Below are 23,978 nucleotides of genomic sequence, written 5' to 3'. Positions count from 1 at the left end.
TTTGAGCCGGCTTACTTGGCGTCGGCCTGCATGCGCATGCGGACGATCTTGTCGGGATTGCTCACCTGGCCGTTATTGGCGCTGGAGCCCTTCTTGATCTTGCGCACGGCATCCATGCCGGAAACGACCTCGCCGAAGAGCGTGTACTGGCCGGTCAGCGAGCCGCAGCCCTCGTAGCAGATGAAGAACTGCGAATTGGCTGAATCCGGCGAGGACGAACGGGCCATGCCGAGCGAGCCGACCTTGTAGGGCGTCGGGGTGAACTCGGCGGGCAGGTTCGGCAGGTCGGACTTGCCGGTGCCGGTGCCGGTCGGATCGCCGGTCTGGGCCATGAAGCCGTCGATGACGCGGTGGAAGACGATGCCGTCATAGAAGCCGCGCTTCACCAGTGCCTTGATCTGGGCGACATGTTTCGGCGCGAGATCCGGCCGCAGGCGGATCGTCACGGGGCCATCCTTGGTCTCGAGGATGACGGTGTTTTCCGGATCGGCCTTCGGGCTCTGTGCCTGGGCGAAACCGAGCGAGGCGACGACGGCAAGGGCGGCGAGCGAGCTGCGCAGCATGAAAATCTCCATGGCCGCCGGCGAGCCCGGCGGATGCCGGTCGATAGCCCTATCCTTTGACCGGAACAAGGCATCGGATCGACACGCGCCCGCCCTTGCTGCACTGCACAAGTGCAAGGAAGACTAATCTTGCAAAAATTCCAGGCTGATGCTGCCTAAACTGGTGACAGAGCCGTCACAATCGGCTAATCCTTCCGGCGCTGGGAGCGCTTTGCCAGTCGAAGCGCTGCGGACCAGGTCTTGGGAGGAACAAACGCCCGCCTTGCAAAATGAGTCGCACGCTTTTCGGAGACGTGCGCCGGTGCAGCGGTAAAAGCGGACTACCAAAGGCAAGGCATCGGCCTTGCCTTTTTTCTTGGGCGGTACCCTGAGCGGATGCGCCTGACCTCAGATGTCGTAGCTCACCCAGAGATACCAGACGCCGGCGAAGATCACGGCCGCGATCAGCGAGGTGATGACGGCCTTCTTCAGCAATCCGGGGAACACGGGCGCGCCAGGCTCGGTGCCGGCCACGACCTCGCCTGCCTCGTGCTGGCTGCGGATGCCGAAGGGCAGCACCGCGAAGAGCGTGATCCACCAGATCACGAAATAAAGCGCGAGGCCGCCGACGATATTCATGCTGAGGCCCCCGCGAGCGCGATGCAGGAAAAGGCGACCTTCGCCTCGGTCGGCACGCCGAAGCGCGCAGTATGACGGGCCGGCAGGCCACCGGGGAAATGCTTCACGTATTCGGCGTTGCAGGCGGCATAATCGGCCGGGTCGGTGATCAGCATCGTCATCTGCACGACGCGGTCGAGGGAACTTCCCGCCTCCGCCAGTATCTCGGCGACGCGGCCGAGCGCATTGCGGACCTCCTCGGCGGGTGTCGCGCCGCGATGGACGCCACGCGCCGGGTCATGCGGCGCCGAATGCCCGGAGACGAAGACGAGCCCGCCCGCGACGGTCGCGGCGCTGAAGGGGCGTGGCGAGCCGGCTTCCGGCTGGCCGAGAAAAGCAATGGCGGTCATTGTCGTCAGGCCTGTTCGAGTTCGACCAGCGTACCGAGGAAGTCCTTGGGGTGCAGGAAGAGCACCGGCTTGCCGTGGGCGCCGATGCGCGGCTCGCCGGAGCCGAGCACGCGGGCACCTTGGGCCTTCAGCCGGTCGCGCGCCGCGAGGATGTCGTCGACCTCGTAGCAGATGTGATGGATGCCGCCATCCGCATTGCGCTCGAGGAACTTCGCGATCGGCGAGTCGGCGCCGAGCGGCTCCAGCAATTCGATCTTGGTGTTCGGCAGCTCGACGAAGACGACCGTGACGCCGTGCTCCGGCTCAGGCTGTGGCTGCGAGACGCGCGCACCCAGCGTGTCGCGGTAGAGCGCCGTGGAGGCTTCGAGGTCCTTCACCGCAATGGCGACGTGGTTCAGGCGTCCGATCATCTTCATCCTCTCCGGCGTGGCCGTACGGCCTTTCTACACCTCGATCACGAGAGCATGCACCAGCGGCTTCTTGCCCCACTCGTCGTTGACGGCGCTGCGCACGCCGCGCTCCAGCGCGTTGCGCAGGGCCTCGGGGTCGCGGCGGCGGGCCTTCGGGATATTATCGAGCAGATCGCCCACGGTATCGGCGACGTATTCGTCGAAATCGATGCCGCCGAGGGTGCGCGGCGGCAGGCCGAGCACGGCGATCTCCGGCTCGCCGGCGATGCCACCCTTGTCGTCGATAGCCACCGCAATCGAGACGATGCCGGCGAAGGACAGGCGGCGACGCTCCTGAATGGTTTTCTCGAGAGCGTTCACCAGCAGCGAGCCGTCCTGGTAGAGCCGGCCATGCCGGACCTCGTCGACCTTGCGGGCGCCCTCGCCCGAGATCGCGACCACGTCGCCGTTGCCGGCGCGCAGCACATGCTTCACGCCGAGGCTTCTGGCGAAGGTTTCATGCTCAGCGAGATGCAGGTCCTCGCCATGGGCGGGGATCGCGATCTGCGGCTTCAGCCAGCCATAGAGCCGGGCCATCTCCTCGCGGCGCGGATGGCCGGAGACATGGACCAGATGCGTCCTGTCGGTGATGATCTCGATCTTGTCGCGGGCCAGCGCATTCAGGATGTTGCCGACCGACTTCTCGTTGCCGGGAATGGTGCGCGAGGAGAAGATCACGCGGTCGCCGGGCGAGAGCGCGATCTCGGGATGGTCATCCGAGGCGATGCGCGAGAGCGCGGCGCGCGGCTCGCCCTGGCTGCCGGTGACCAGCGCCACGACCTTGTCGCGCGGCAGGTAGCCATAGGCATCGACCGCGCGGAATCCGGGAATGCCGTCGAGATAGCCGCATTCGCGGGCGACATCGATGACGCGGTCCATCGCACGGCCGACGACCACGACCTCGCGGTCGTTGGCCATCGCGGCTTCCGCGACGGCGCGCAGGCGCGCGACATTGGAGGCGAAGGTGGTGACGGCGACGCGCCCCGGCGCCGAGGCGACCAGTTCCTTCATCTTGGCGGCGACATCGGCCTCGCTCGGGCTCGTGCCGTCACGCATGACATTGGTCGAATCGCAGATCAGCGCCAGAACGCCCTCGTCGCCGAGCTCGCGCAGGCGCTTCTCGTCGGTGGGCAGGCCGACGCGCGGGGTCGGATCAATCTTCCAGTCGCCGGTATGGACGACGAGGCCGGCGGGCGTGCGGATCGCCAGCGCGTTCGATTCCGGGATCGAGTGGGCCACCGGCACGAACTCGATATCGAACGGACCGAGCGTGATCGCCCCGCCCTGCGGCACGACGTTGATCTCGACGCTCGGCGCGCCAGGCTCCGAGAGGCGGCGCGTGGCGAGAAGGCCGGCGGCGAAGCGCGTGCAATAGACCGGCGCACGCAGGGAGGGCCACAGCGCCGCGAGCGCGCCGATATGGTCCTCATGGGCATGGGTGATGACGATGCCGAGCAGGTTCGCCCGTTCCTCGATGATGTAGCGCAGGTCGGGCAGGACGATATCGACGCCCGGCGCCTCCGGCCCGGCGAAGGACAGGCCGCAATCGACCAGAATCCACTTTCGCCGTCCCTCGGGCCCGAAGCCGTAGAGAGCGGCGTTCATGCCGATCTCGCCGAGGCCGCCGAGGGGAACGAAGACGAGCTGGTCGCTGGAACGGGTCACTGGCAATCCTGATTTTGGCAATGGCTTGATCTTATGCCGCGTGATGGCAACGAGCCCTAGCACGCCAGCAAGGTAGCCTCCAGATCGACGGAGGCTGGAGAGATGGCTGGATCAGCCCGGAGGGCCGAAGAAGAGGTCGCCGGCATCGATGACGCGGCGGCCGGCTTCGGTTTCGAGTTCGAGGCGCCCGGTCGGGTCGAGGCCGATGAAGATGCCGGTGAGCGGCCCTTCGGGCAGGCGGATGGTGATGGTCTCACCCAGGAAGGCGGCGCGTTCCAGCCAGGCGGCGCGGGTCGGGCCGAAGCCGCCGGCTTGCGACCAGACGGCGAAGCGCCGGGCGAAGGCGTCGCTCAGGCCCGTGAGCATGGCCTCGACATTGGCCTGCGGCGCCGTAGCCTTGAGAAAGGTAGCGGGATAGGGCGTATCGGGAGGGCAGGAGGCGATGTTGACGCCGCAGCCGACGATAATGTTGAGCCGCCCTGCCCGGCTCTCGCCCTCCAGCAGCAGGCCGGAGGTCTTGGCGCGGTCGAGCAGCAGGTCGTTCGGCCATTTCAGCTTCAGCCCGGATGCGGCCGGACCAAGCAGCTTCGCGGCGGCATCGTGCAAGGCGAGGCCCACCACGAAACCCAGTTGCGGCGCCAGCGCCGGTTCGCACGGATCGGTCAGCAGCAGGCTGGCGTAGAGATTGCCGGGCGGCGAGCCCCATTGCCGGCCATGACGACCCCTGCCGGAATTCTGGCTGCGGGCGACGATCCAGAGCTTGCCCGGTTCGCCCTGATCGAGCGCGCGACGCGCCTCCTCCATGGTGGAGCCGACCTCGTCGCGGACGATCAGCCGATAGCCCGCGGCGCGGGCGGCCTCACCGAGCATGGGAGTTGGTCGACGCCGTCATGCTCGCCCTTGTGGCGAGCATCCACGTCTTGAACACCACGCTCGCCGACCGAAGACGTGGATGGTCGGGACAAGCCCGACCATGGCGGGGAGACATCAAAACAGCGACTTGGCCGCAGCAGCCGCCGAGTCGAAGAGCGGTGCCGGCACCAGCGAGAGCACCAGCACGAAGACCGCCGAGACCAGCAGCACCGCGCGAACGCCGAGATCGGACGTCTCGAAGGCCGGCTTCGGCTCGTCGAAATACATCACCTTGACGAGGCGCAGGTAGTAATAGGCGCCGACCACGCTGGTCAGCACGCCGATGACGGCGAGCACATAGAGCTTCGCATTGATCGCGGCGAGGAAGACGTACCACTTCGCCCAGAAGCCCGCGAGCGGCGGGATGCCGGCAAGCGAGAACATCATCATCGACATCGCGAACGCCATCCAGCCATTGGTGCGGGACAGGCCGGCGAGTTCCGAGATGTCTTCGACCAGCTTGCCGTCGCGGCGCATCATCAGCACGCAGGCGAAGGCGGCAAGTGTCGTGGCGAGATAGATCGCCATATAGGTCATCACGCCCTGCACGCCCTCGGCCGTGCCGGCGGCGAGGCCGACCAGCGCGTAGCCCATGTTGGCGATCGAGGAATAGGCGAGCAGGCGCTTGATGTTGCGCTGGCCGATCGCGGCGAAGGCGCCGAGCGCCATCGAGGCGATCGAGATGAAGACGATGATCTGGCGCCAGTCATGGATCGCGCCCGGGAAGGCGCCGATGAAGACGCGGATCACCATCGCCATGGCGGCCATCTTGGGCGCCGAGGCGAAGAAGGCCGCGACCGGGGTGGGCGCGCCCTCGTAGACGTCCGGCGTCCACATGTGGAACGGCACGGCCGAGATCTTGAAGGCGACACCGGCGGCGATGAAGACGATGCCGAAGATCAGGCCGATGCCGGCATGGCCGCCCGCCGTCGCCGCGGCGATGCCCGGGAAGGTGACGGTGCCAGTGAAGCCGTAAACCAGCGAGCCGCCATAGAGCAGCATTCCGGAGGAGAGCGCGCCGAGCACGAAATACTTCAGGCCGGCTTCGGTCGATTTCGCGTTGTCGCGGTCGAATGCGGCGACGACATAGAGCGCCAGCGACTGCAGCTCGAGGCCGACATAGAGGCTGATGAGATCGTTCGCCGAGATCATCATCATCATGCCGATCGTCGCGAGCACGACCAGGATCGGGAATTCGAAACGCATCGTGCCCTGGCGCCGCAGCGTATCGGCCGAAAGCAGGATGGAGGCGCCGGCACCGAGCAGCGTCAGCACCTTCATGAAGCGGGCAAAGCCGTCGACGATGAAGCCATCGTTGAAGGTCAGCATCTTGCCGCTGCCTGAGACAACCATCACCAGCGCGACCGCGAGCAGCGCGAGCGCCAGCCCTTCGAGCAGGCGCGTGGCGCGCTCGCCCTGGATCGCACCGACCAGCACCATCGTGATGGCGCCGAGGGCGAGGATGATTTCCGGCAGGGCCGGGCCGAGAGCGGGCAGAGCCATGACGAGACCTTACTGCGCGGCCGCCAGCGCCGTCTTGGCGACGGCGAGGGCTGCCTGATAGTTCTTGATGAGCGCTTCGGTCGGCGCCGCGAAGGCGTCGAGGATCGTGTGCGGCTGGATGCCGTACCAGATTGTCAGCAGGACGAGCGGGACCAGGATCACGAATTCACGCGGGTTCAGGTCCTTGATGTCCTTCAGCTCCGGCTTGACCAGCTCGCCGAAGACGACGCGGCGGTAGAGCCAGAGCGCGTAGGCAGCCGAGAGGATGACGCCCGACGTCGCGATGAAAGCCACCCAGGGGTTGGCGCGGAAGGCGCCGAGCAGCGTCAGGAACTCGCCGACGAAGCCGGACGTGCCGGGCAGGCCGACATTGGCCATGGTGAAGATCATGAAGACCACGGCATAGGCCGGCATGCGGTTCACCAGCCCGCCATAGGCGGCGATCTCGCGGGTGTGCATGCGGTCGTAGATCACGCCGACGCAGAGGAAGAGCGCGCCGGAGACCAGCCCGTGGCTGACCATCTGGTACATCGCACCCTGGATGCCCTGCGGCGTCAGGGTGAAGAGACCCATCGTGACGAAGCCCATATGGGCGACCGAGGAATAGGCGATCAGCTTCTTCATGTCCTCCTGCATCAGCGCCACCAGCGAGGTGTAGACGATGGCGATGACGGAGAGGGCGAAGACCAGCGGCGCGAACAGGGCCGAGGCTTCCGGGAACATCGGAATCGAGAAGCGGATGAAGCCGTAGCCGCCCATCTTCAGCAGGATCGCCGCCAGCACGACGGAGCCGGCGGTCGGCGCCTCGACGTGGGCGTCGGGCAGCCAGGTATGGACCGGCCACATCGGCATCTTCACCGCGAAGGAGGCGAAGAAGGCCAGCCACAGCCAGGGCTGCATCTGCGACGGGAACTTGTGCGCCAGCAGTGTCGGGATGTCGGTGGTGCCGGCGTTCCAGTACATCGCCATCACCGCCAGCAGCATCAGCACCGAGCCGAGCAGCGTGTAGAGGAAGAACTTGTAGGAGGCGTAGACGCGCCGCTTGCCGCCCCAGATGCCGATGATCAGGAACATCGGGATCAGGCCGGCCTCGAAGAACAGATAGAACAGCACGAGATCGAGCGCAGCGAAGACGCCGATCATCAGCGCTTCCAGCACCAGGAACGCGATCATGTACTCGCGCACCCGCTTCTCGACCGAGGTCCAGGACGCGAGGATGCAGAACGGCATCAGGAACGCCGTCAACACGATGAAGGGGAAGGAGAAGCCGTCGACGCCGAGCTTGAACTTGATGGACTCCGAAACCCAGCCATGGGTCTCGACCAGCTGGAAGCCGGGATTGGCCGTGTCGAAGCGCCCCCAGGCGACGCAGGCCAGCACAAAGGTGAGCACCGTCGTGACGAGCGCCGCCCAGCGCGCATTGGAGTTGACCGAAGCCTCGTCGCCACGCTGCACCAGGATGAAGGCAGCGCCGACCAGCGGCAGGATCAGGAGACCGGTGAGGATACCGAAACCGAACATCATCTCACCCGCGCGCCACGAGATACCAGGTCACGAGCCCAGCGACACCGATGAGCATGGCGAAGGCATAGTGATAGAGATAGCCGGTCTGAAGCCGGACCACCCGATTGGTGACGTCGACCACGCGGGCCGAGACGCCGTCCGGGCCGAAGCCGTCGATGACGAGGCCATCGCCCTTCTTCCAGAGGAAGCGGCCGAGCCACTTCGCGGGCCTGACGAACAGGAAGTCGTAGAGCTCGTCGAAGTACCACTTGTTGAGCAGGAACTGGTAGAGCGCCGGGTTGGCGGCCGCCAGCTTGCCCGGGATCTCGGGCCGACGGACGTACATGTACCAGGCCAGCGCGAAGCCGATCACCATCGCCACGAAGGGCGACCAGACGACCCATTTCGGCACTTCGTGCATGGCGTGCAGGATGTGGTTGTCCTTGCCCATGAACAGCGCCGACTTCCAGAAATGCTCGAAGTCGTGGCCGATGAAGGCTTCCTTGAAGGCGTAGCCGGCCACGATCGCGCCGAGCGAGAGCACGGCGAGCGGAACCAGCATCGTCCAGGGGCTCTCATGCGGCGTGTGGTCATGGCCGTGGCCGTGATCGTCGTGCCCATCAGCGGCATGGGCGTGATCGTCATGGCCGTGACCATGCGCGTCGTGACCATGGCCCCAGCGCGGGGCGCCCTCGAAGGTCATGAAATAGAGCCGCCAGGAGTAGAACGAGGTCATGCCGGCTGCGACGACCAGCAGCACGAAGGCATAGGACGAGGCGAGGCCGCCATGCGCCACCGAGGCATAGGCGCTCTCGATGACGGCGTCCTTCGAGAAGTAGCCGGCGAAGCCCGGGAAGCCGGTCAGCGCCAGCGTGCCGATCGTCATGGCGGCGGCGGTCAGGGGGATGTGCTTCCGGAGGCCGCCCATGTGGCGCATGTCCTGCTCGTGATGCATCGCGTGGATGACCGAGCCGGCGCCCAGGAACAGCAGCGCCTTGAAGAAGGCATGGGTGAAGAGGTGGAAGATGCCGGCGCCGTAATTGCCGACGCCGAGCGCGACGAACATGTAGCCGAGCTGCGAACAGGTCGAATAGGCGATGACGCGCTTGATGTCGTTCTGCACGAGGCCGACCGTCGCCGCGAAGAAGGCCGTGGTCGCGCCGATGACGACGACAACGGTGAGCGCGACGGGCGCGTATTCGAACACCGGCGACAGCCGCGCCACCATGAACACGCCGGCCGTGACCATCGTCGCGGCATGGATGAGGGCCGAAACCGGGGTCGGGCCTTCCATCGCGTCCGGCAGCCAGGTGTGCAGCAGGAACTGCGCCGACTTGCCCATCGCGCCCATGAACAGCAGCAGGCAGGTCAGGGTCAGGGCGTTCCAGTCATAGCCAAGGAAGCGGAAGCTCTGGCTCACCATCTCGCCGGCGCGCGGGAAGATGGCGTCGAAGGTGACGGCACCGAAGAGCACGAAGATCAGGAAGATGCCGAGCAGGAAGCCGAAATCGCCGACGCGGTTGACGATGAAGGCCTTCATCGCAGCCGCATTGGCCGAGGGCTTCTGGTACCAGAAGCCGATCAGCAGATAGGAGGCCAGGCCGACGCCCTCCCAACCGAAGAACATCTGGACGAGGTTGTCCGCCGTCACCAGCATCAGCATCGCGAAGGTGAAGAGCGAGAGATAGGCGAAGAAGCGCGAGCGGTGCTCGTCCTCGTGCATGTAGCCGATCGAGTAGAGGTGCACGAGGCTGGAGACCGTGTTGACCACGACCAGCATCACCGCCGTCAGCGTGTCCACGCGGAAGGCCCAGTCGACCTGCAATTCGCCGGAGGAGATCCAGCTCGCGACCTGCACGCGGGTCGTGCCGGAGCCGAAGCCGACCTGGGTGAGCGCGACCCAGGACAGGGCGGCGGAGACCATCAGCAGCGAGGTCGTGACGATCTCGGAGCCGCGCGCGCCGATCAGCCGGCCGAAGAGGCCGGCGATCAGGAAGCCGATGAGAGGGAGGAAGACGATCGCGTGATACATGGCAGTGAGGTCCAGGCGCGTGGGTGCGCTCAGCCTTTCATCATGTTGATGTCTTCCACCGCGATCGTGCCGCGGTTGCGGAAGTAGACGACGAGAATGGCGAGACCGATCGCGGCCTCAGCCGCCGCCACCGTGAGCACGAGCAGCGCGAAGACCTGGCCGACGATGTCGTTCAGGAAGCTCGAGAAGGCGACGAAGTTGATGTTGACCGAGAGCAGGATGAGCTCGACCGACATCAGGATGACGATGACGTTCTTGCGGTTGATGAAGATGCCGAGCACGCCGAGCGTGAAGAGGATGGCGCTGACGGCGAGATAATGGCCCAGTCCGATCGTCATCACGCCATCTCCTCGGGGACACCGGCGCGCGAAGGCACCTGCTTGACCGCCATCGCCGCGTCCTTGGTGCGGGCGTTCTGCGTCGGGACGTGCTGGCGCTTGATGCCGGCGCGGTCGCGCAGCGTCAGCACGATCGCGCCGATCATGGCGACGAGCAGCACGAGGCCGGCCGCCTGGAAGTAATAGACATACTGGGTGTAGAGCACGCGGCCGAGCGCCTCGGTGTTCGAGATGCCCGCCGGGATCGCGGCGACCGGCGCCTTGACGATCTGCGGATCGATGACCCAGGCGCCGACGACCAGCAGCAGCTCGACGGCGAAGATGAAGCCGATCAGCGCGCCGATCGGCAGGTAATTCAGGAAGCCCTGGCGGAACTCGGCGAAATCGACGTCGAGCATCATCACCACGAAGAGGAAGAGCACCGCGACCGCGCCGACATAGACGACGACCAGCAGCATCGCGAGGAACTCGGCGCCGAGCAGCATGAAGAGCCCGGCCGCGTTGACGAAGGCCAGGATCAGGAACAGCACGGAATGCACGGGGTTGCGCGAGGTCACCACCATGAAGGCGGATGCCACGGTCACCCCTGCGAAGAGATAGAAGAAAGCCGCTGCGGCATTCATCTCGGCCAGCCCTTCCCGCCCCTTTTCGGCGCGGTCCTCGTTTGGTTCGTGCTCCGGGACTCAGAAGGCCCGCAGCAATTTGGAGCGTCTATAATCAGGCCCGCCGGGCGGGACAACCGCACGGCGGGTCTGTGAACTCAATCGCACCCTTCGGCATCATCGCGGGACGACGCCGGAGGTCGGTCGATCACCGATAGGGCGCATCCATCGCGATGTTGCGCGCGATCTCGCGTTCCCAGCGCGCGCCGTTCGCGAGCAGCTTGTCCTTGTCGTAGAACAGCTCCTCGCGGGTCTCGGTCGCGAACTCGAAATTCGGCCCCTCGACGATGGCATCGACCGGGCAGGCTTCCTGGCAGAAACCGCAGTAGATGCACTTGGTCATGTCGATGTCGTAACGGGTGGTGCGGCGCGTGCCGTCGTTGCGGCGCGGGCCGGCCTCGATGGTGATGGCCTGCGCCGGGCAGATCGCCTCGCAGAGCTTGCAGGCAATGCAGCGCTCCTCGCCGTTCGGATAGCGGCGCAGTGCGTGCTCGCCACGGAAGCGCGGCGAAAGCTGGCCCTTCTCGAACGGGTAGTTCAGCGTCGCCTTCGGCTTGAAGAAATAGCGCATCGACAGGCCGATAGCCCCGACGAACTCCTTCAGCAGCAGGCCCCTTGCGGCTTGCGCGAGTGACATCGCCTTCGTCCTTTACATCCTCAGCCGAACACAGTCCGGCCGATCACGAAACCCAGGACCGGCATCACGCCGATCGTCATCACAACCAGCACCGCCCGCAGGATGCGAATGCGGCGCTCGTAGTCAGCTCTCTCGGCTTCGGTCTCCGAGCGATCCGTGCGCCGGAGCGCCCCGATCACCACGGCCGACATCAGCCGGTATTCCAGCAGGCCGAGCCCGAAGCCGATCAGGGCGCCGAGCGGGCCGGCCCAACTCATCCCGCGACCGGGCCCCAGCCGGTCAACTGCAGCACCAGCGCCACGATCACGACGCTACCGATGGAGAGCGGCAGAAAGACCTTCCAGCCCAGGCGCATCAACTGGTCGTAGCGGTAGCGCGGCACGAAGGCCTTAACCAGCGCGAACATGAAGAACACGAAGCAGACCTTGAGCGCGAACCAGAACACGCCGGGCAGCCAGGTGAAGGGCGGCAGCGCGACCGGCGGCGCCCAGCCACCGAGGAACAGGATCGTGGTCAGCGAGCACATGGTCATGATCGCCACGTATTCGCCGAGCATGAACAGCAGGTACGGGGTCGAGGAATACTCGACCATGAAGCCCGCCACGAGCTCGGATTCCGCCTCGGCCAGATCGAAGGGCGGCCGGTTCGTCTCGGCCAGCGCCGAGATGAAGAAGACCACGAACATCGGGAAGAGCGGGATGAAGTACCAGTTCAGGATCGAGAGCCACGGCACGCCGAGCGCATGCGCCAAACCGCGGTTCTGCTGCGCCTCGACCACCGCCGAGAGGTTCAGCGAGCCGACGCAGAGCAGCACGGTGATGATCACGAAGCCGATCGAGACCTCGTAGGACACCATCTGCGCCGCCGAGCGCAGCGCGCTCATGAACGGGTATTTCGAGTTCGAGGCCCAGCCGGCCATGATGATGCCGTAGACGCCGAGCGAGGAGATCGCGAGGATATAGAGCACGCCGACATTGATGTCGGCGATCGCCCAGCCTTCCGCCACCGGGATCACCGCCCAGGCGCCGAGCGCCAGAAGGCAGGAGATGAAGGGCGCCAGCAGGAAGATGCCCTTGTTGGCACCGGACGGGATGATCGGCTCCTTGAGCGCGAACTTGATCAGGTCGGCGAAGCTCTGGAACAGGCCCCAGGGTCCGACCACGTTCGGGCCGCGGCGGAGCTGCACCGCCGCCCAGACCTTGCGGTCGGCCAGCAGGATATAGGCGATGAAGACCAGCAGGCAGACCAGCAGCAGCAGGCTCTTGCCGAGGATGATCGCGATATCGAGGACGAGGTCCCAGTTCATGGTCGCTTACTCCGCCGCCTGCTGATGCCGGCCGGAGGCCAGCGCCGAGCATTCCGCCATCACGGCGGAGGCACGCGCGATCGGGTTGGTCTGATAGAAATCGGCGACGACGGGCGCGAAGCCCGCCTTGTCGGTCTTTCCGCCGAGGCCGGCGAGCTTGCCGATCTCCGAGGCGTCGTTGGCCGGGAGGCCGTCAAGCGCCGCGAAATGCGGATGCGCCTCGTAGAGCGCCTTGCGCAGGCCGGGCAGCGAGTCGAAGGGCAGTGTCTTGCCGAGAGCCCCTGAGAGCGCGCGCAGGATCGCCCAGTCCTCGCGGGCATCGCCCGGCGGGAAGGTGGCGCGGTCGCCCATCTGCACACGGCCTTCCGTGTTCACATAGGTGCCGGACTTCTCGGTATAGGCCGCGCCCGGCAGGATGACGTCGGCGCGGTGAGCGCCCTTGTCGCCATGCGTGCCCTGGTAGACGACGAAGACGCCGTCCGGCACCTCGATCTCGTCGGCGCCGAGCAAGAAGAGCACGTCGAGCGCGCCCGGCTTCACCATCGCGGCGGCATCGAGACCGCCCTCGCCCGGCACGAAGCCGAGATCGAGCGCGCCGACGCGGGCGGCGGCGGTGTGGATCACGCCGAAGCCGTTCCAGCCCTCGGCGACGGCGCCGAGCGCCTGCGCCGCCTTGGCGGCGAGCGAGAGCACGGCCTCGCCGTCGGCGCGGGCGAGAGCGCCCTGCCCGACCAGCACCATCGGCTTGGCCCCAGTGGCCTTGGCCGACTTGACGATTTCGGCCAGCGTTTCCGGGCCGGCGCCGAGATAATCGTAAGCGTAGGTCAGGTCGGCCTTGTCGCCGATGACGCTGACCTTGAAGTCGCCACGCAGCCAGCGCTTGCGGATGCGTGCGTTCAGGATCGGCGCCTCGCGGCGCGGGTTCGAGCCGATGATCAGCAGCGAGGTCGCATCCTCGATGCCAGCGATGCCGGCGTTGAGGACGTAAGAAGCGCGGCCGAATTTCGGATGCAGCTTGGTGCCGTCCTGGCGGGCGTCGAGATTGGCGGAGCCGAGCGAGGCGATCAGACTCTTCAGCGCGAACATCTCCTCGACCGCCGCGAGATCGCCGGCGATGGCGCCGATCTTCTCAGGCGCCGTCGCCTTCACCTTGTTGGCGATGGCGGCGAAAGCCTCGTTCCAGCTCGCGGGGCGCAGGCGGCCGTTCTCGCGGATATAGGGCCGGTCGAGACGCTGCGTGCGCAGGCCGTCGGCGACATGGCGGGTCTTGTCGGAAATCCACTCCTCGTTCACCGCCTCGTTGAGGCGGGGCAGGATGCGCATCACTTCCTTGCCGCGCGAGTCGACGCGGATGGCCGAGCCGACGGCGTCCATCACGTCGATGCTCTCGGTCTTGGAGAGCTCCCAGGGCCGGGCCTTGTTCTGGTAGGGCTTGGACGTCAGCGCGCCGACCGGGCAGAGATCGACGACGTTGCCCTGCAGCTCCGACGACATCGCCTGCTCGAGATAGGTCGTGATCTCCATGTCCTCGCCACGGCCGATGGCGCCGAGGTCGGAGGCTCCGGCGACCTCGGTGGTGAAGCGGACGCAGCGCGTGCACTGGATGCAGCGCGTCATCGAGGTCTTGACCAGCGGGCCGATATACTTGTCCTCGACCGCGCGCTTGTTCTCGGCATAGCGGGAGGTGTCGACGCCATAGGCCATGGCCTGGTCCTGCAGGTCGCACTCGCCGCCCTGGTCGCAGATCGGGCAATCCAGCGGGTGGTTGATGAGCAGGAACTCCATCACCCCTTCGCGGGCCTTCTTGACCATCGGCGACTTGGTCAGGACGACCGGCGGCTCGCCGTTCGGGCCGGGGCGCAGATCGCGCACGCCGATGGCGCAGGAAGCCTGCGGCTTCGGCGGGCCACCCTTCACCTCGACGAGGCACATGCGGCAGTTGCCGGCGATCGAGAGGCGCTCGTGGAAGCAGAAGCGCGGCACCTCGGCGCCAGCCGCCTCGCAGGCCTGGAGAACCGTGTACTCGGCGGGTACGTCGACCTCGACGCCGTCGATGAGGAGTTTCGTCATGGTCTCACTCCGCCGCCATCAGGCGCACAGGCTCGCTGTGCGGATTGGCGGCATAGTCGTCGATGCGCTGCTCGATCTCGTGACGGAAATGCGCGATCAGGCCCTGGATCGGCCAGGCGGCTGCGTCACCGAGCGCGCAGATGGTGTGGCCCTCGATCTGCTTGGTGACGTCGAGCAGCATGTCGATCTCGCGCTTCTGGGCGCGGCCCTCGGCCATGCGCTCCATGACGCGCCACATCCAGCCCGTGCCTTCGCGGCAGGGCGTGCACTGGCCGCAGCTCTCGTGCTTGTAGAAATGGCTGATGCGGGCGATGGCGCGGACGATGTCGGTCGACTTGTCCATCACGATGACCGCCGCCGTGCCGAGGCCGGAGCGCAGCTTCGAGAGCGAATCGAAATCCATCGGCGTGTCGATGATCTGCTCGGCCGGGACCATGCGGACCGAAGAACCGCCGGGGATGACCGCCTTGAGGTTGTCCCAGCCGCCGCGGATGCCGCCGCAATGCTTCTCGATCAGCTCACGGAACGGGATGCCCATCGCCTCCTCGACGTTGCAGGGCTTGTTCACGTGGCCGGAAATGCAGAACACCTTGGTGCCGACATTGTTCGGCGTGCCGAGCGAGGAGAACCAGCTCGCGCCGCGGCGCAGGATGGTCGGCGCGACCGCGATCGACTCGACATTGTTCACCGTGGTCGGGCAGCCATAGAGGCCCATATTGGCGGGGAATGGGGGCTTCAGCCGCGGCATGCCCTTCTTGCCTTCGAGGCTCTCCAGCAGCGCCGTCTCCTCGCCGCAGATATAGGCGCCGGCGCCGTGATGCACATAGAGATCAAAGGGATAGCCGTGGACGTTGTCCTTGCCGATGAGCTTGGCGGCATAGGCCTCGTCGACGGCGCGCTGCAGCGCCTCGCGCTCGCGGATATATTCACCGCGGATATAGATATAGGCCGCATGCGCGCCCATGGCGAAGGAGGCGATCAGGCAGCCCTCGACCAGCGTATGCGGGTCGTTGCGCATGATCTCGCGGTCCTTGCAGGTGCCCGGCTCCGACTCGTCGGCGTTGACGACGAGATAATGCGGGCGCCCGTCGCTGACCTTGGGCATGAACGACCATTTCAGCCCGGTCGGGAAGCCGGCGCCGCCACGGCCGCGCAGACCGGACTTCTTCATCTCGTCGATGATCCAGTCCCGGCCCTGCTCCAGCAGGAATTTGGTGCCATCCCAGGCGCCGCGCTGGATCGCACCCTTCAGGGTACGGTCATGCAGGCCGTAGAGATTGGTGAAGATGCGATCGCGATCTGCGAGCATGTCCTAGTGCCTCACTCTGCCGGCTTGTCGCCAAGCTTCGACTCCGGGCGCCAGCCCGTCGCGAGCTTCTTCGACTGAGCAATCCAGTCGTCACGCAGCGCCCGGCCCTTGAAGCCGGTCAGCCGCGCATCGACCCAGGCGAGCTCCGCCGGTGTCCATTTGGCGATCTGGTCGTAATGCCAGACCCCCATCTCGTTGAGCATCTTAGCCAGCTTCGGCCCGACGCCCCAGATCAGTTCGAGATCGTCGCCCTTGCCGCCGCGCGCGGCGGTCAGCAGTTCGGGCTTGCTCTCGTCGGTTGCAGCCGGCGCAGGCGCGGGCTTCGCCACAGCAGCAGGCTTGGCCGTAGCAGCAGGCTTGGCAGCCTCGGCGACATCCTTCTTCTCGACCTTGCCCTTGGCGGCCGGCGTATCGTTCGCGGCGCTCGAAGGCTGGGCGGGAGCAGAGGGCTTCGGACGGCCGGCAGCGGCCGTCTCGGTCGCAGGCTTGGTAGCGACGGCGGCCGGGGTCGCCTCGGCCTTCTTCGCCTCGGCTTCGGCAGCTTTCTTGGCCTCAGCCTCGGCGGCGGCCTTGGCGGCGGCGGCCTCGGCGGCAGCCTTGCGCTGCTCGACGACGCGCTTCTGCCAGTCGCCGGCGCCGATCATCGAGCCGTCATAGAGCGCCTTGTCGGTCAGCGTCTGCGGGCCACCTTCCGGCTCGGAGCCGGTGCGGCCGTTCTGCGGGCCGGGCTTGGTGGCGCGGCCATTGCGCATGTCGTCGAGAAGCTGGCGGAAGGAAGCCGGCGTCAGGTCCTCGTAGTAATCGACATTGATCTGCGCCATCGGGGCGTTGCAGCAGGCGCCCAGGCACTCGACCTCGAGCCAGGACAGCTTGCCGTCGGCGGTCACGGTCGATTGCGGGCCGATGACGTCCTCACAGACCTTCTTCAGCGCCTCCGCACCGCGCAGGGCGCAGGGCGTCGTGCCGCAGAGCTGGACGAAGAACTCGCCAACCGGCTGCAGGTTGAACATCGTGTAGAAGGTCGCGACCTCCAGCACGCGCATCGGCGCCATCCCTAAGCGCTTCGCGACGGTCTCGATCACGGCGCGCGAGACCCAGCCCTCCTGCTCCTGCGCCTTCCACAGAAGCGGGATGACGGCGGAAGCCTGGCGGCCTTCGGGGTACTTGGCGATCTGCTGGTCGATCCAGTTCTCGTTCGCCGCGGTGAAGGCGAAGGAGGCAGGCTGGATGGGATCGGGCGCGAGACGACGGACGGACATTAGCGGTCCACCTCACCAAAGACGATATCGAGGGAGCCGAGGATCGCGGAGACGTCGGCGAGCATGTGCTTGCGGCACATGAAATCCATGGCCTGGAGATGGGCGAAGCCCGGGGCCTTGATCTTGCAGCGATAGGGCTTGTTGGTGCCGTCGGAGACCAGATAGACGCCGAACTCGCCCTTCGGCGCCTCGACGGCGGCATAGACCTCGCCGGCCGGCACCTTGTAGCCCTCGGTATAGAGCTTGAAGTGGTGGATCAGCGCTTCCATCGAGCGCTTCATCTCGCCGCGCTTGGGCGGAACCATCTTGCCGTCGAGCGAGGAGACCGGGCCGCCGCCATCAGGCGCCAAGAGCTTGTCGCAGCACTGCTTCATGATGCGCACCGACTGGCGCATCTCTTCCATGCGGATGTGATAGCGGTCGAAGCAATCGCCGTTCTTGCCCACGGGGATGTCGAATTCCATCTCCTCGTAGCACTCGTAGGGCTGCGACTTGCGCAGGTCCCAGGGCGCGCCGGAGCCGCGCACCATCACGCCCGAGAAGCCCCATTTCCAGCAGGTTTCGAGATCGACCACGCCGATATCGACGTTGCGCTGCTTGAAGATGCGGTTGTCGCTGAGCAGCCCTTCGAGGTCGTCGCAGACCTTGAGGAAGGGATCGCACCACTCGGCGATGTCATGAATCAGCGAGACCGGGATATCCTGGTGCACGCCGCCGGGCCGGACATAGGCCGCATGCATGCGCGCGCCGCAGGCCCGCTCGTAGAAGATCATCAGCTTCTCGCGCTCCTCGAAGCCCCAGAGCGGAGGCGTGAGGGCGCCGACGTCCATCGCCTGCGTGGTGACGTTGAGCAGATGCGAGAGGATGCGGCCGATCTCGGAATAGAGCACGCGGATGAGCTGGCCGCGGCGCGGCACGGTCACGCCGACGAGGCGCTCGACCGCGAGCGCAAAGGCATGCTCCTGGTTCATCGGCGCGACATAGTCGAGCCGGTCGAAATAGGGCACAGCCTGGAGATAGGTCTTGGCCTCGATCAGCTTCTCGGTGCCGCGATGCAGCAGGCCGATATGGGGATCGACGCGCTCGACGATCTCGCCGTCGAGCTCCAGCACGAGGCGCAGCACGCCGTGCGCGGCCGGGTGCTGCGGGCCGAAATTGATCGAGAAATTGCGGATATTGTGCTCGGTCATGACCGGCCTTCCTGCTGCGCCTGGAAGCGCGCCATCACTTCGGCACCCGTCAGCCGCGGGCGCTCGCCGGCGAAGGCATAAAGCGCCGGCTTTTCATCGATGAAGATCTCTTCGAGGAACTTGAACGATCCGGTGTCGTCGAAGCTCTGGAAGGCCACGGCGACATGGCCCTCGCCTTCGCGCAGGCGCCAGAACAGGCTCGAGCCGCAGTTCCGGCAGAACTGCCGCATCGCCCATTCGGACGAGACGTAGCTGCCGAGCTGGCTGTCGTCCTCGATCGTCACGTCGCCACAGGACACGGCCATGAAGACGCCGCCGCTCCATTTCCGGCACATGCCGCAATGGCAGACATCCATCTCATCGTTCTTGGGCGTCGCCGTGAAGCGGATGGAACCGCAGAGACAACCGCCGGAGAGTTTTTCCGCCGCAGCCGTCATCACGCCCCCTTCGCCTTCTCGTCGCCCGGCAGCACGTAGTCCGTGCCTTCCCACGGCGAGAGGAAATCGAAGTTGCGGAATTCCTGGTTGAGCTTCACCGGCTCGTAGACGACACGCTTCTGCTCGTCGTCGTAGCGGACCTCGACGAAGCCGGTCAGCGGGAAGTCCTTGCGCAGCGGATAACCCTCAAAACCGTAATCGGTGAGGATGCGGCGCAGGTCAGGATGGCCGGAGAACAGGATGCCGTAGAAGTCGTAAGCCTCGCGCTCGAACCAGTTCGCCGCCGGGAAGACCTCGATCACGGAGGGGACGGGCGTCGCCTCGTCGGTCTGGACCTTGACGCGAATGCGGCGGTTATGATGCGGCGCCAGCAGATGGTAGACGACGTCGAAGCGCTTCTCGCGGCCGGGATAGTCGGCGCCGGCGAGATCGGTGAAGTTCACGAAGCGGAAGCGCGGATCGCTGTAGAGCGCACGCAGGACCGCGACGATCGAAGCCGCCTCGGCATGGATCGTGAGCTCCTCGAAGGCGACGACCGCCTCCGTCACCGCGCCGGGCAGCGCGGCCTTGATCTCTTCGCCGAGTTGTACGAGCGCTTCGCTCATCGTCTCACCTTCATCGCCTGCAGCATCGACCGACGGAGCGCTCAGCGCTCGATCGTGCCGGTGCGGCGGATCTTCTTCTGCAGCAGCAGGACGCCGTAAAGCAGCGCCTCTGCCGTCGGCGGGCAGCCCGGGACATAGATGTCGATCGGGACGATGCGGTCGCAGCCGCGCACCACCGAGTAGCTGTAGTGGTAGTAGCCGCCGCCATTGGCGCAGGAGCCCATCGAGATGACGTAGCGCGGCTCCGGCATCTGGTCGTAGACCTTGCGCAGAGCGGGAGCCATCTTGTTGGTCAGCGTGCCCGCGACGATCATCACGTCGGACTGGCGCGGCGAGGCGCGCGGCGCGAAGCCGAAGCGCTCGACATCGTAGCGCGGCATCGAGAGCTGCATCATCTCGACGGCGCAGCAGGCCAGGCCGAAGGTCATCCACATCAGCGAGCCCGTGCGGGCCCAGTTGATCAGATCGTCGGTCGCGGTGACGAGGAAGCCCTTGTCGGCCAGCTCGTTGTTGATCTCGACGAAGAAGGGATCACGCGTCCCCAGCGGCTTGCCGTCGGGACCGAGCAAGCCCCTCGGCGCCTGCGCAACGAGCGGATCACCACGATCGATCGCTGTGATTGCCATAACCTAATCCTTGTGAACCTTTGCCTGCCGGATCGAAAGCGGAGCGCCGCCTCGCAACCCGACAGTCAGTCCCACTCCAGCGCGCCCTTGCGCCACTCGTAGATGAAACCCACGGTGAGCACGCCGAGAAAGATCATCATCGACCAGAAGCCATACCAGCCGAGCCCGCCGAAGGCGACGGCCCAGGGGAACAGGAACGCGACCTCCAGATCGAAGATGATGAAGAGAATCGCGACCAGGTAGAACCGGACGTCGAACTTCATGCGCGCATCGTCGAAGGCGTTGAAGCCGCATTCATAGGCCGAGAGCTTTTCCGCATCCGGCTTCGAATAGGCGATCGCGAAGGGCGCGATGAGCAGGGCCAGGCCGATGACCGCCGAGACGCCGATGAACAGCACCAGAGGCAGGTAGTCGCTCAGGATGGAAGGCACCGTGGCAGCTTGCATGGTCGAACTCACTTCAGACGGCCGTGGGGCGGCGCGCTGTCCCAGTCGCTTAGACCCTCGATTAGAATGAAGCAAGACTCCGCCGCGCCGCACAATCGCCGTATCCGGGTTGAACCCAGCGCAGAATGCGGCAAAATCCGGCCACGTCCCGCCATCGCCCTGCAGAGCAGTGGCGAAAATCCGACAAAACCGCCTGCTTTCGGCATGCGGGAACGGCAATCATCCGTTCACCCTGCCGAATCGTTGCCGGCTGTGCGAGCGCTCTCCCCGAAAGGCCTGCGATGTTTCGTGCCCCTCGCCCCTCCTCCTTGCCAGCTGAATCCGGACGCATGACGGCACGATGACCCGCGCCGGCCTTCCGCGGGTTCTGGCCATGCCGGCGCTCGCCCTGCTGCTCTCGACGACCGTTATCCGCGCTCAGGACGGCGAGCCGATGCGCGCGCCGCTACCGCCGCAGCGCCCGTTCGACCTCGATCTCGAAGGCACGCCGAAACTGCCGCCGATCGTGGTACCGCCGCCGACGCCGCGCGCCTCCGCCCCCGATACGCCCGCGCTGGCCTTCTCCGAAGAGACGCCTGCGGTGACAAAGGGATCGGAGACGCCGGCGTCTCCCGCGTCACCGCCCAGCCCCGGCGAGCCGGACGACGACGAGGGTGTCGAATGGCCGAAGCTGACGCCCGGCCAGAAGGCCGGCGCCGAGCCGGACTTCGACCCGAACGAGCGGGCGGAGCGACCGGGCATCTCGACCGATCCCGGCACCTCGACCGCCTGCCTGCCGCAGGAGCTGAAGCAGATTCTCGGCAAGATCGCCGACAAGTACGGGGCGGTTAAGGTGACCTCGACCTGGCGGCCGCCCTGGCGCGCCCGGCGCGGCTCCTATCACAAGGGCTGCCAGGCGATGGATTTCCGCGTCCCCGGCGCCAGGCCCCGCGCCGTGCTGGAATGGGTGCGCGCCATGCCCGAGGTCGGTGGCCATCATGTCTACTGGAACGGCCTGATCCATATCGACACCGGGCCGCGGCGGCCCTGGTAGGATCCTTTCCGCGAAGGCGCGGTTCCAGCTCACGTCATGCTCGCCCCTTGTGGCGAGCATCCACGTCTTGGACACCGCACGGCATCAATGAAGACGTGGATGGCCGGGACAAGCCCGACCATGACGACGATCCGCTGCGCTCCGCCCGGGATGCCCGCTCCTTTGAAAGTCACGACAGGTCCCGCATTCAGGATACTCTCTCGGCTTTCAAAAAACAGGCTTGACTGTTTGTAAGTTGAGTCACACCGTTTTCCAATCGTCAGGGGAGCGAGGTCGGCATGAGGGTTTCCGGCAAGCGACGATCGCAGAAGGAGCGCAGCGCGGAGACATCCGCGCGGCTGATGAACGCGACCATCGACCTGCTGCACGACCAGGGGCTGGCCCGCACCACCACCCCGGAGATCGCCCGCATGGCCGGGGTCTCCCGCGGGGCTTTGACCCATCATTTCGCCGGGCGCGAGGCGATCATCAGCGCCTCCGTCGCCGACATGCTGGGCAAGGCAGCCCGCGACCTGCACCGCTTCGCCGAGGATTTCATGGCGCGCGGCGGCTCCAGCGACGAGATCGTCGACTACGCCTGGCGGATGATGGACGACCGGCTGTTCTACGTGACGATGGAATATCTGCCGGAGGCCCGCCACAACCCGGCCTTCCGCGCCGATCTCATTCCGACGGTCAAGGAATTCCATGCCGGGCTCGATGCGGTCTGGACCGCGCTCGCCGCCCGCGCCGGCACCGACCCCGACCATACCCGCACCGTGATGAACGCGACGATGTGCCTGGTGCGCGGCATGATCAGCCAGACCGTGCTGCGGCCGAACGATCCGGCCTATTACGAGGGGCTGCTCGGCTTCTGGAAGCAGCAGGTTCGGCAGCATTTCCCGATGAAACCCGCGGCCGCCCTCACCGGCCGGCGCAAGACGGCGACGGCATGACGGCTGCACTGACCATCCATGGGCTGAAGCTCGGCTTCTACGGCGTGCAGGTATTGCGCGGCGTCGATTTCGCGGTGCCGCAGGGCTCATTCACCGGGCTGATCGGGCCGAACGGAGCCGGCAAGTCGACCCTCTTCAATGCGGTCTCCGGGCTCTACCGGCCGCAGGCCGGATCGGTCCGGCTCGGCACGACGGAAACGGCCGGGATGCCGCCGGAGAAGCTCGTCGCGGCGGGGCTGGTGCGCTCCTTCCAGCTCGCGCGCGGCTTTCCCAAGCTCAGCGTGTTCCAGCATCTGATGCTCTATGGCGCGGACCAGCCGGGCGAAGGCCTGCTGGCCGGGCTGATCGGCACGGGCGGGGCCAAGCGGCGCGAGGCCGAGCTGTCCGAGCGCGCCTTCGGCATTGCCCGCCGATTGAAGCTCGACCATGTGCTCGACAATCCCGTGACCGCGCTTTCCGGCGGCCAGAAGAAGCTGGTCGAGATCGGCCGTGCGCTGATGGCCGAGCCGAAGCTGCTGCTGCTCGACGAGCCGATGGCCGGCGTCAATCCGAGCCTGACCGAGCAGATCGCCGCGCATCTCGTCGCGCTCAACCGCGATGGGCTGACCATCTGCCTGATCGAGCACGACATGGGGCTGATCAAGAAGCTCTGCGCGCCCGTCATCGTCATGGCCGAGGGCAAGACGCTGACACAGGGCACGTTCGACGAGGTCGCCGCCGACACACGCGTGCAGGAAGCCTATCTCGGGAGGCGTCATTGAGCGCGGCACAGGGTGAGTTGCTCACCGTCGACGGTGTCGTCGCAGGCTATGGCGCGGCCGAGCAGATCCTGAAGGGCACTTCTCTCAAGGTGGCACCCGGCGAGATCGTCTCGATCATCGGCCCGAACGGCGCCGGCAAGTCGACATTGCTCAAGACGATCGCCGGTCTGGTCCAGGCGCGCGATGGCACCATCCGGCTCAAGGGCGGCGACGTCACCCGCGAGAACGCGCTCGGGCGGGCCAAGGCCGGCATCGGCTTCGTGCCGCAGGAGCGCAACGTGTTCGGCGCAATGACGGTCGCCGAGAATCTCGAGATCAGCGGCTTCCAGGAGCCGGGCAAGGTCGGCGCGCGCGCTGAGGAGCTCTATGCGCGCTATCCGATGCTGGCGGAGAAGCGCAAGGCGCTGGCGCGCACGCTCTCGGGCGGCCAGCGCCAGATCCTCGCCATGGCGATGGGGCTGATGAACGCCCCTGCCCTGCTCCTGCTCGACGAGCCGACGGCCGGGCTCTCGCCCAAGGCGGCGGATGAATTGTTCGACGCGATCGTCGCCCTCAACAAGGGCGGCCTGCCCATCCTGATGGTCGAGCAGCATGCGCTCGAAGCTCTGCAGATCTCGACGCGCGGCTATGTGCTGGTCTCCGGCCGCAACAGCCGCGAGGGCGCGGGCCCCGCGCTCGCCACCGATCCCGAAATCCGCCGGCTCTTCCTCGGCGGCTAGGACGACGCCGA

The 23,978-nt window shown here is 66.2% G+C and carries 26 protein-coding genes; 4 read left to right on the top strand and 22 right to left on the bottom strand.

All coding sequences use genetic code 11. The features are described 5' to 3' along the window. Positions 1–11: 11 nt before the first annotated feature. From BLQ70_RS17145 to BLQ70_RS17040, 22 genes are all read right to left on the bottom strand, one after another. Complete coding sequence (locus tag BLQ70_RS17145; protein ID WP_061968145.1) at positions 12–563, bottom strand: peptidylprolyl isomerase; 552 nt, start codon at positions 561–563, stop codon at positions 12–14. 387 nt (positions 564–950) lie between these two features. Beyond that, entirely contained in the window at positions 951–1,181 is a 231-nt protein-coding gene (locus BLQ70_RS17140; RefSeq protein ID WP_061968147.1) for a DUF1467 family protein, read from the bottom strand. Beyond that, complete coding sequence (locus BLQ70_RS17135; protein WP_061968148.1) at positions 1,178–1,570, bottom strand: RidA family protein; 393 nt, start codon at positions 1,568–1,570, stop codon at positions 1,178–1,180. Before BLQ70_RS17135 ends, BLQ70_RS17140 begins: the two co-directional genes overlap by 4 nt. Before the next feature lie 5 nt (positions 1,571–1,575). Continuing rightward, on the bottom strand, positions 1,576–1,980 hold the full coding sequence (mce, locus tag BLQ70_RS17130; RefSeq protein WP_091859718.1) for a methylmalonyl-CoA epimerase: 405 nt from the start codon (positions 1,978–1,980) through the stop codon (positions 1,576–1,578). 33 nt (positions 1,981–2,013) lie between these two features. Beyond that, positions 2,014–3,684 carry a ribonuclease J gene (locus BLQ70_RS17125; protein WP_091859041.1) on the bottom strand — a complete coding sequence of 557 codons (1,671 nt, stop codon included), beginning with the start codon at positions 3,682–3,684 and terminating at the stop codon, positions 2,014–2,016. Positions 3,685–3,795: 111 nt separating this feature from the next. Beyond that, positions 3,796–4,554, bottom strand: coding sequence for a biotin--[acetyl-CoA-carboxylase] ligase (locus BLQ70_RS17120; RefSeq protein WP_091859039.1), 759 nt, complete (start codon positions 4,552–4,554; stop codon positions 3,796–3,798). 117 nt (positions 4,555–4,671) lie between these two features. Then, entirely contained in the window at positions 4,672–6,099 is a 1,428-nt protein-coding gene (gene nuoN, locus BLQ70_RS17115) for an NADH-quinone oxidoreductase subunit NuoN (protein WP_061968154.1), read from the bottom strand. A 9-nt stretch (positions 6,100–6,108) separates the two neighbouring features. Next, positions 6,109–7,620, bottom strand: a complete 1,512-nt coding sequence (locus BLQ70_RS17110) for an NADH-quinone oxidoreductase subunit M (RefSeq protein ID WP_061968156.1) — start codon at positions 7,618–7,620, stop codon at positions 6,109–6,111. Between the two features lie 4 nt (positions 7,621–7,624). Further along, complete coding sequence (gene nuoL, locus BLQ70_RS17105; RefSeq protein ID WP_091859036.1) at positions 7,625–9,634, bottom strand: NADH-quinone oxidoreductase subunit L; 2,010 nt, start codon at positions 9,632–9,634, stop codon at positions 7,625–7,627. Positions 9,635–9,663: 29 nt separating this feature from the next. Beyond that, complete coding sequence (nuoK, locus tag BLQ70_RS17100) at positions 9,664–9,972, bottom strand: NADH-quinone oxidoreductase subunit NuoK (RefSeq protein ID WP_047575211.1); 309 nt, start codon at positions 9,970–9,972, stop codon at positions 9,664–9,666. Beyond that, positions 9,972–10,595, bottom strand: coding sequence for an NADH-quinone oxidoreductase subunit J (locus tag BLQ70_RS17095; RefSeq protein ID WP_091859032.1), 624 nt, complete (start codon positions 10,593–10,595; stop codon positions 9,972–9,974). Before BLQ70_RS17095 ends, nuoK begins: the two co-directional genes overlap by 1 nt. 187 nt (positions 10,596–10,782) lie before the next feature. Next, the gene (nuoI, locus tag BLQ70_RS17090; RefSeq protein ID WP_038367698.1) at positions 10,783–11,271 is read right to left on the bottom strand and encodes an NADH-quinone oxidoreductase subunit NuoI; all 489 of its coding nucleotides are present in this window, start codon (positions 11,269–11,271) and stop codon (positions 10,783–10,785) included. A gap of 20 nt (positions 11,272–11,291) precedes the next feature. Further along, positions 11,292–11,528 (bottom strand): hypothetical protein, encoded by a 237-nt coding sequence (locus tag BLQ70_RS17085; protein ID WP_091859029.1) that lies wholly within the window; start codon positions 11,526–11,528, stop codon positions 11,292–11,294. Then, positions 11,525–12,577, bottom strand: coding sequence for an NADH-quinone oxidoreductase subunit NuoH (gene nuoH / locus BLQ70_RS17080; protein ID WP_061968162.1), 1,053 nt, complete (start codon positions 12,575–12,577; stop codon positions 11,525–11,527). The genes BLQ70_RS17085 and nuoH overlap by 4 nt, the downstream gene beginning before the upstream one ends. 6 nt (positions 12,578–12,583) lie before the next feature. Continuing rightward, positions 12,584–14,647 carry an NADH-quinone oxidoreductase subunit NuoG gene (nuoG, locus tag BLQ70_RS17075; protein WP_091859027.1) on the bottom strand — a complete coding sequence of 688 codons (2,064 nt, stop codon included), beginning with the start codon at positions 14,645–14,647 and terminating at the stop codon, positions 12,584–12,586. A gap of 4 nt (positions 14,648–14,651) precedes the next feature. Beyond that, positions 14,652–15,956, bottom strand: a complete 1,305-nt coding sequence (nuoF, locus tag BLQ70_RS17070; protein WP_091859024.1) for an NADH-quinone oxidoreductase subunit NuoF — start codon at positions 15,954–15,956, stop codon at positions 14,652–14,654. 11 nt (positions 15,957–15,967) lie between these two features. Further along, positions 15,968–17,215, bottom strand: a complete 1,248-nt coding sequence (gene nuoE, locus BLQ70_RS17065; protein WP_091859021.1) for an NADH-quinone oxidoreductase subunit NuoE — start codon at positions 17,213–17,215, stop codon at positions 15,968–15,970. After that, the gene (locus tag BLQ70_RS17060; protein ID WP_061968168.1) at positions 17,215–18,405 is read right to left on the bottom strand and encodes an NADH-quinone oxidoreductase subunit D; all 1,191 of its coding nucleotides are present in this window, start codon (positions 18,403–18,405) and stop codon (positions 17,215–17,217) included. Before BLQ70_RS17060 ends, nuoE begins: the two co-directional genes overlap by 1 nt. Continuing rightward, complete coding sequence (locus tag BLQ70_RS17055) at positions 18,402–18,842, bottom strand: GFA family protein (protein ID WP_061968170.1); 441 nt, start codon at positions 18,840–18,842, stop codon at positions 18,402–18,404. Before BLQ70_RS17055 ends, BLQ70_RS17060 begins: the two co-directional genes overlap by 4 nt. Further along, the gene (locus BLQ70_RS17050) at positions 18,842–19,447 is read right to left on the bottom strand and encodes an NADH-quinone oxidoreductase subunit C (RefSeq protein WP_091859019.1); all 606 of its coding nucleotides are present in this window, start codon (positions 19,445–19,447) and stop codon (positions 18,842–18,844) included. The genes BLQ70_RS17055 and BLQ70_RS17050 overlap by 1 nt, the downstream gene beginning before the upstream one ends. A gap of 41 nt (positions 19,448–19,488) precedes the next feature. Continuing rightward, positions 19,489–20,073 (bottom strand): NuoB/complex I 20 kDa subunit family protein, encoded by a 585-nt coding sequence (locus BLQ70_RS17045; protein ID WP_061968173.1) that lies wholly within the window; start codon positions 20,071–20,073, stop codon positions 19,489–19,491. Positions 20,074–20,138: 65 nt separating this feature from the next. Next, positions 20,139–20,519, bottom strand: a complete 381-nt coding sequence (locus BLQ70_RS17040; RefSeq protein ID WP_061968175.1) for an NADH-quinone oxidoreductase subunit A — start codon at positions 20,517–20,519, stop codon at positions 20,139–20,141. Positions 20,520–20,859: 340 nt separating this feature from the next. On the opposite strand from BLQ70_RS17040, the gene BLQ70_RS17035 reads away from it, so the two are divergent. The 4 genes from BLQ70_RS17035 (at position 20,860) to BLQ70_RS17020 (ending at position 23,967) form a co-directional block, all read left to right on the top strand. Beyond that, a complete protein-coding gene (locus BLQ70_RS17035; RefSeq protein WP_091859017.1) occupies positions 20,860–21,552 on the top strand; it encodes a YcbK family protein in 693 nt (230 codons plus the stop codon). 341 nt (positions 21,553–21,893) lie between these two features. After that, a complete protein-coding gene (locus BLQ70_RS17030) occupies positions 21,894–22,487 on the top strand; it encodes a TetR/AcrR family transcriptional regulator (protein ID WP_244492848.1) in 594 nt (197 codons plus the stop codon). Then, the gene (locus BLQ70_RS17025; protein ID WP_091859015.1) at positions 22,484–23,248 is read left to right on the top strand and encodes an ABC transporter ATP-binding protein; all 765 of its coding nucleotides are present in this window, start codon (positions 22,484–22,486) and stop codon (positions 23,246–23,248) included. Before BLQ70_RS17030 ends, BLQ70_RS17025 begins: the two co-directional genes overlap by 4 nt. Further along, positions 23,245–23,967, top strand: coding sequence for an ABC transporter ATP-binding protein (locus tag BLQ70_RS17020; RefSeq protein WP_244512063.1), 723 nt, complete (start codon positions 23,245–23,247; stop codon positions 23,965–23,967). The genes BLQ70_RS17025 and BLQ70_RS17020 overlap by 4 nt, the downstream gene beginning before the upstream one ends. The last annotated feature ends 11 nt before the right edge of the window (positions 23,968–23,978 follow it).

The organism is Allobosea robiniae (genome assembly GCF_900102525.1).
Lineage (GTDB): Bacteria > Pseudomonadota > Alphaproteobacteria > Rhizobiales > Beijerinckiaceae > Allobosea > Allobosea robiniae.
This window is presented reverse-complemented; position numbering and strand designations above follow the sequence as displayed.

Coding starts and splice junctions, on each gene's coding strand:
- BLQ70_RS17145 (WP_061968145.1), bottom strand. CDS start 563: ATGCTGCGCAGCTCGCTCGCCGCCCTTGCCGTCGTCGCCTCGCTCGGT.
- BLQ70_RS17140 (WP_061968147.1), bottom strand. CDS start 1,181: ATGAATATCGTCGGCGGCCTCGCGCTTTATTTCGTGATCTGGTGGATC.
- BLQ70_RS17135 (WP_061968148.1), bottom strand. CDS start 1,570: ATGACCGCCATTGCTTTTCTCGGCCAGCCGGAAGCCGGCTCGCCACGC.
- mce (WP_091859718.1), bottom strand. CDS start 1,980: ATGATCGGACGCCTGAACCACGTCGCCATTGCGGTGAAGGACCTCGAA.
- BLQ70_RS17120 (WP_091859039.1), bottom strand. CDS start 4,554: ATGCTCGGTGAGGCCGCCCGCGCCGCGGGCTATCGGCTGATCGTCCGC.
- nuoN (WP_061968154.1), bottom strand. CDS start 6,099: ATGGCTCTGCCCGCTCTCGGCCCGGCCCTGCCGGAAATCATCCTCGCC.
- BLQ70_RS17110 (WP_061968156.1), bottom strand. CDS start 7,620: ATGTTCGGTTTCGGTATCCTCACCGGTCTCCTGATCCTGCCGCTGGTC.
- nuoL (WP_091859036.1), bottom strand. CDS start 9,634: ATGTATCACGCGATCGTCTTCCTCCCTCTCATCGGCTTCCTGATCGCC.
- nuoK (WP_047575211.1), bottom strand. CDS start 9,972: ATGACGATCGGACTGGGCCATTATCTCGCCGTCAGCGCCATCCTCTTC.
- BLQ70_RS17095 (WP_091859032.1), bottom strand. CDS start 10,595: ATGAATGCCGCAGCGGCTTTCTTCTATCTCTTCGCAGGGGTGACCGTG.
- nuoI (WP_038367698.1), bottom strand. CDS start 11,271: ATGTCACTCGCGCAAGCCGCAAGGGGCCTGCTGCTGAAGGAGTTCGTC.
- BLQ70_RS17085 (WP_091859029.1), bottom strand. CDS start 11,528: ATGAGTTGGGCCGGCCCGCTCGGCGCCCTGATCGGCTTCGGGCTCGGC.
- nuoH (WP_061968162.1), bottom strand. CDS start 12,577: ATGAACTGGGACCTCGTCCTCGATATCGCGATCATCCTCGGCAAGAGC.
- nuoG (WP_091859027.1), bottom strand. CDS start 14,647: ATGACGAAACTCCTCATCGACGGCGTCGAGGTCGACGTACCCGCCGAG.
- nuoF (WP_091859024.1), bottom strand. CDS start 15,956: ATGCTCGCAGATCGCGATCGCATCTTCACCAATCTCTACGGCCTGCAT.
- nuoE (WP_091859021.1), bottom strand. CDS start 17,215: ATGTCCGTCCGTCGTCTCGCGCCCGATCCCATCCAGCCTGCCTCCTTC.
- BLQ70_RS17060 (WP_061968168.1), bottom strand. CDS start 18,405: ATGACCGAGCACAATATCCGCAATTTCTCGATCAATTTCGGCCCGCAG.
- BLQ70_RS17055 (WP_061968170.1), bottom strand. CDS start 18,842: ATGACGGCTGCGGCGGAAAAACTCTCCGGCGGTTGTCTCTGCGGTTCC.
- BLQ70_RS17050 (WP_091859019.1), bottom strand. CDS start 19,447: ATGAGCGAAGCGCTCGTACAACTCGGCGAAGAGATCAAGGCCGCGCTG.
- BLQ70_RS17045 (WP_061968173.1), bottom strand. CDS start 20,073: ATGGCAATCACAGCGATCGATCGTGGTGATCCGCTCGTTGCGCAGGCG.
- BLQ70_RS17040 (WP_061968175.1), bottom strand. CDS start 20,519: ATGCAAGCTGCCACGGTGCCTTCCATCCTGAGCGACTACCTGCCTCTG.
- BLQ70_RS17035 (WP_091859017.1), top strand. CDS start 20,860: ATGACCCGCGCCGGCCTTCCGCGGGTTCTGGCCATGCCGGCGCTCGCC.
- BLQ70_RS17030 (WP_244492848.1), top strand. CDS start 21,894: ATGAACGCGACCATCGACCTGCTGCACGACCAGGGGCTGGCCCGCACC.
- BLQ70_RS17025 (WP_091859015.1), top strand. CDS start 22,484: ATGACGGCTGCACTGACCATCCATGGGCTGAAGCTCGGCTTCTACGGC.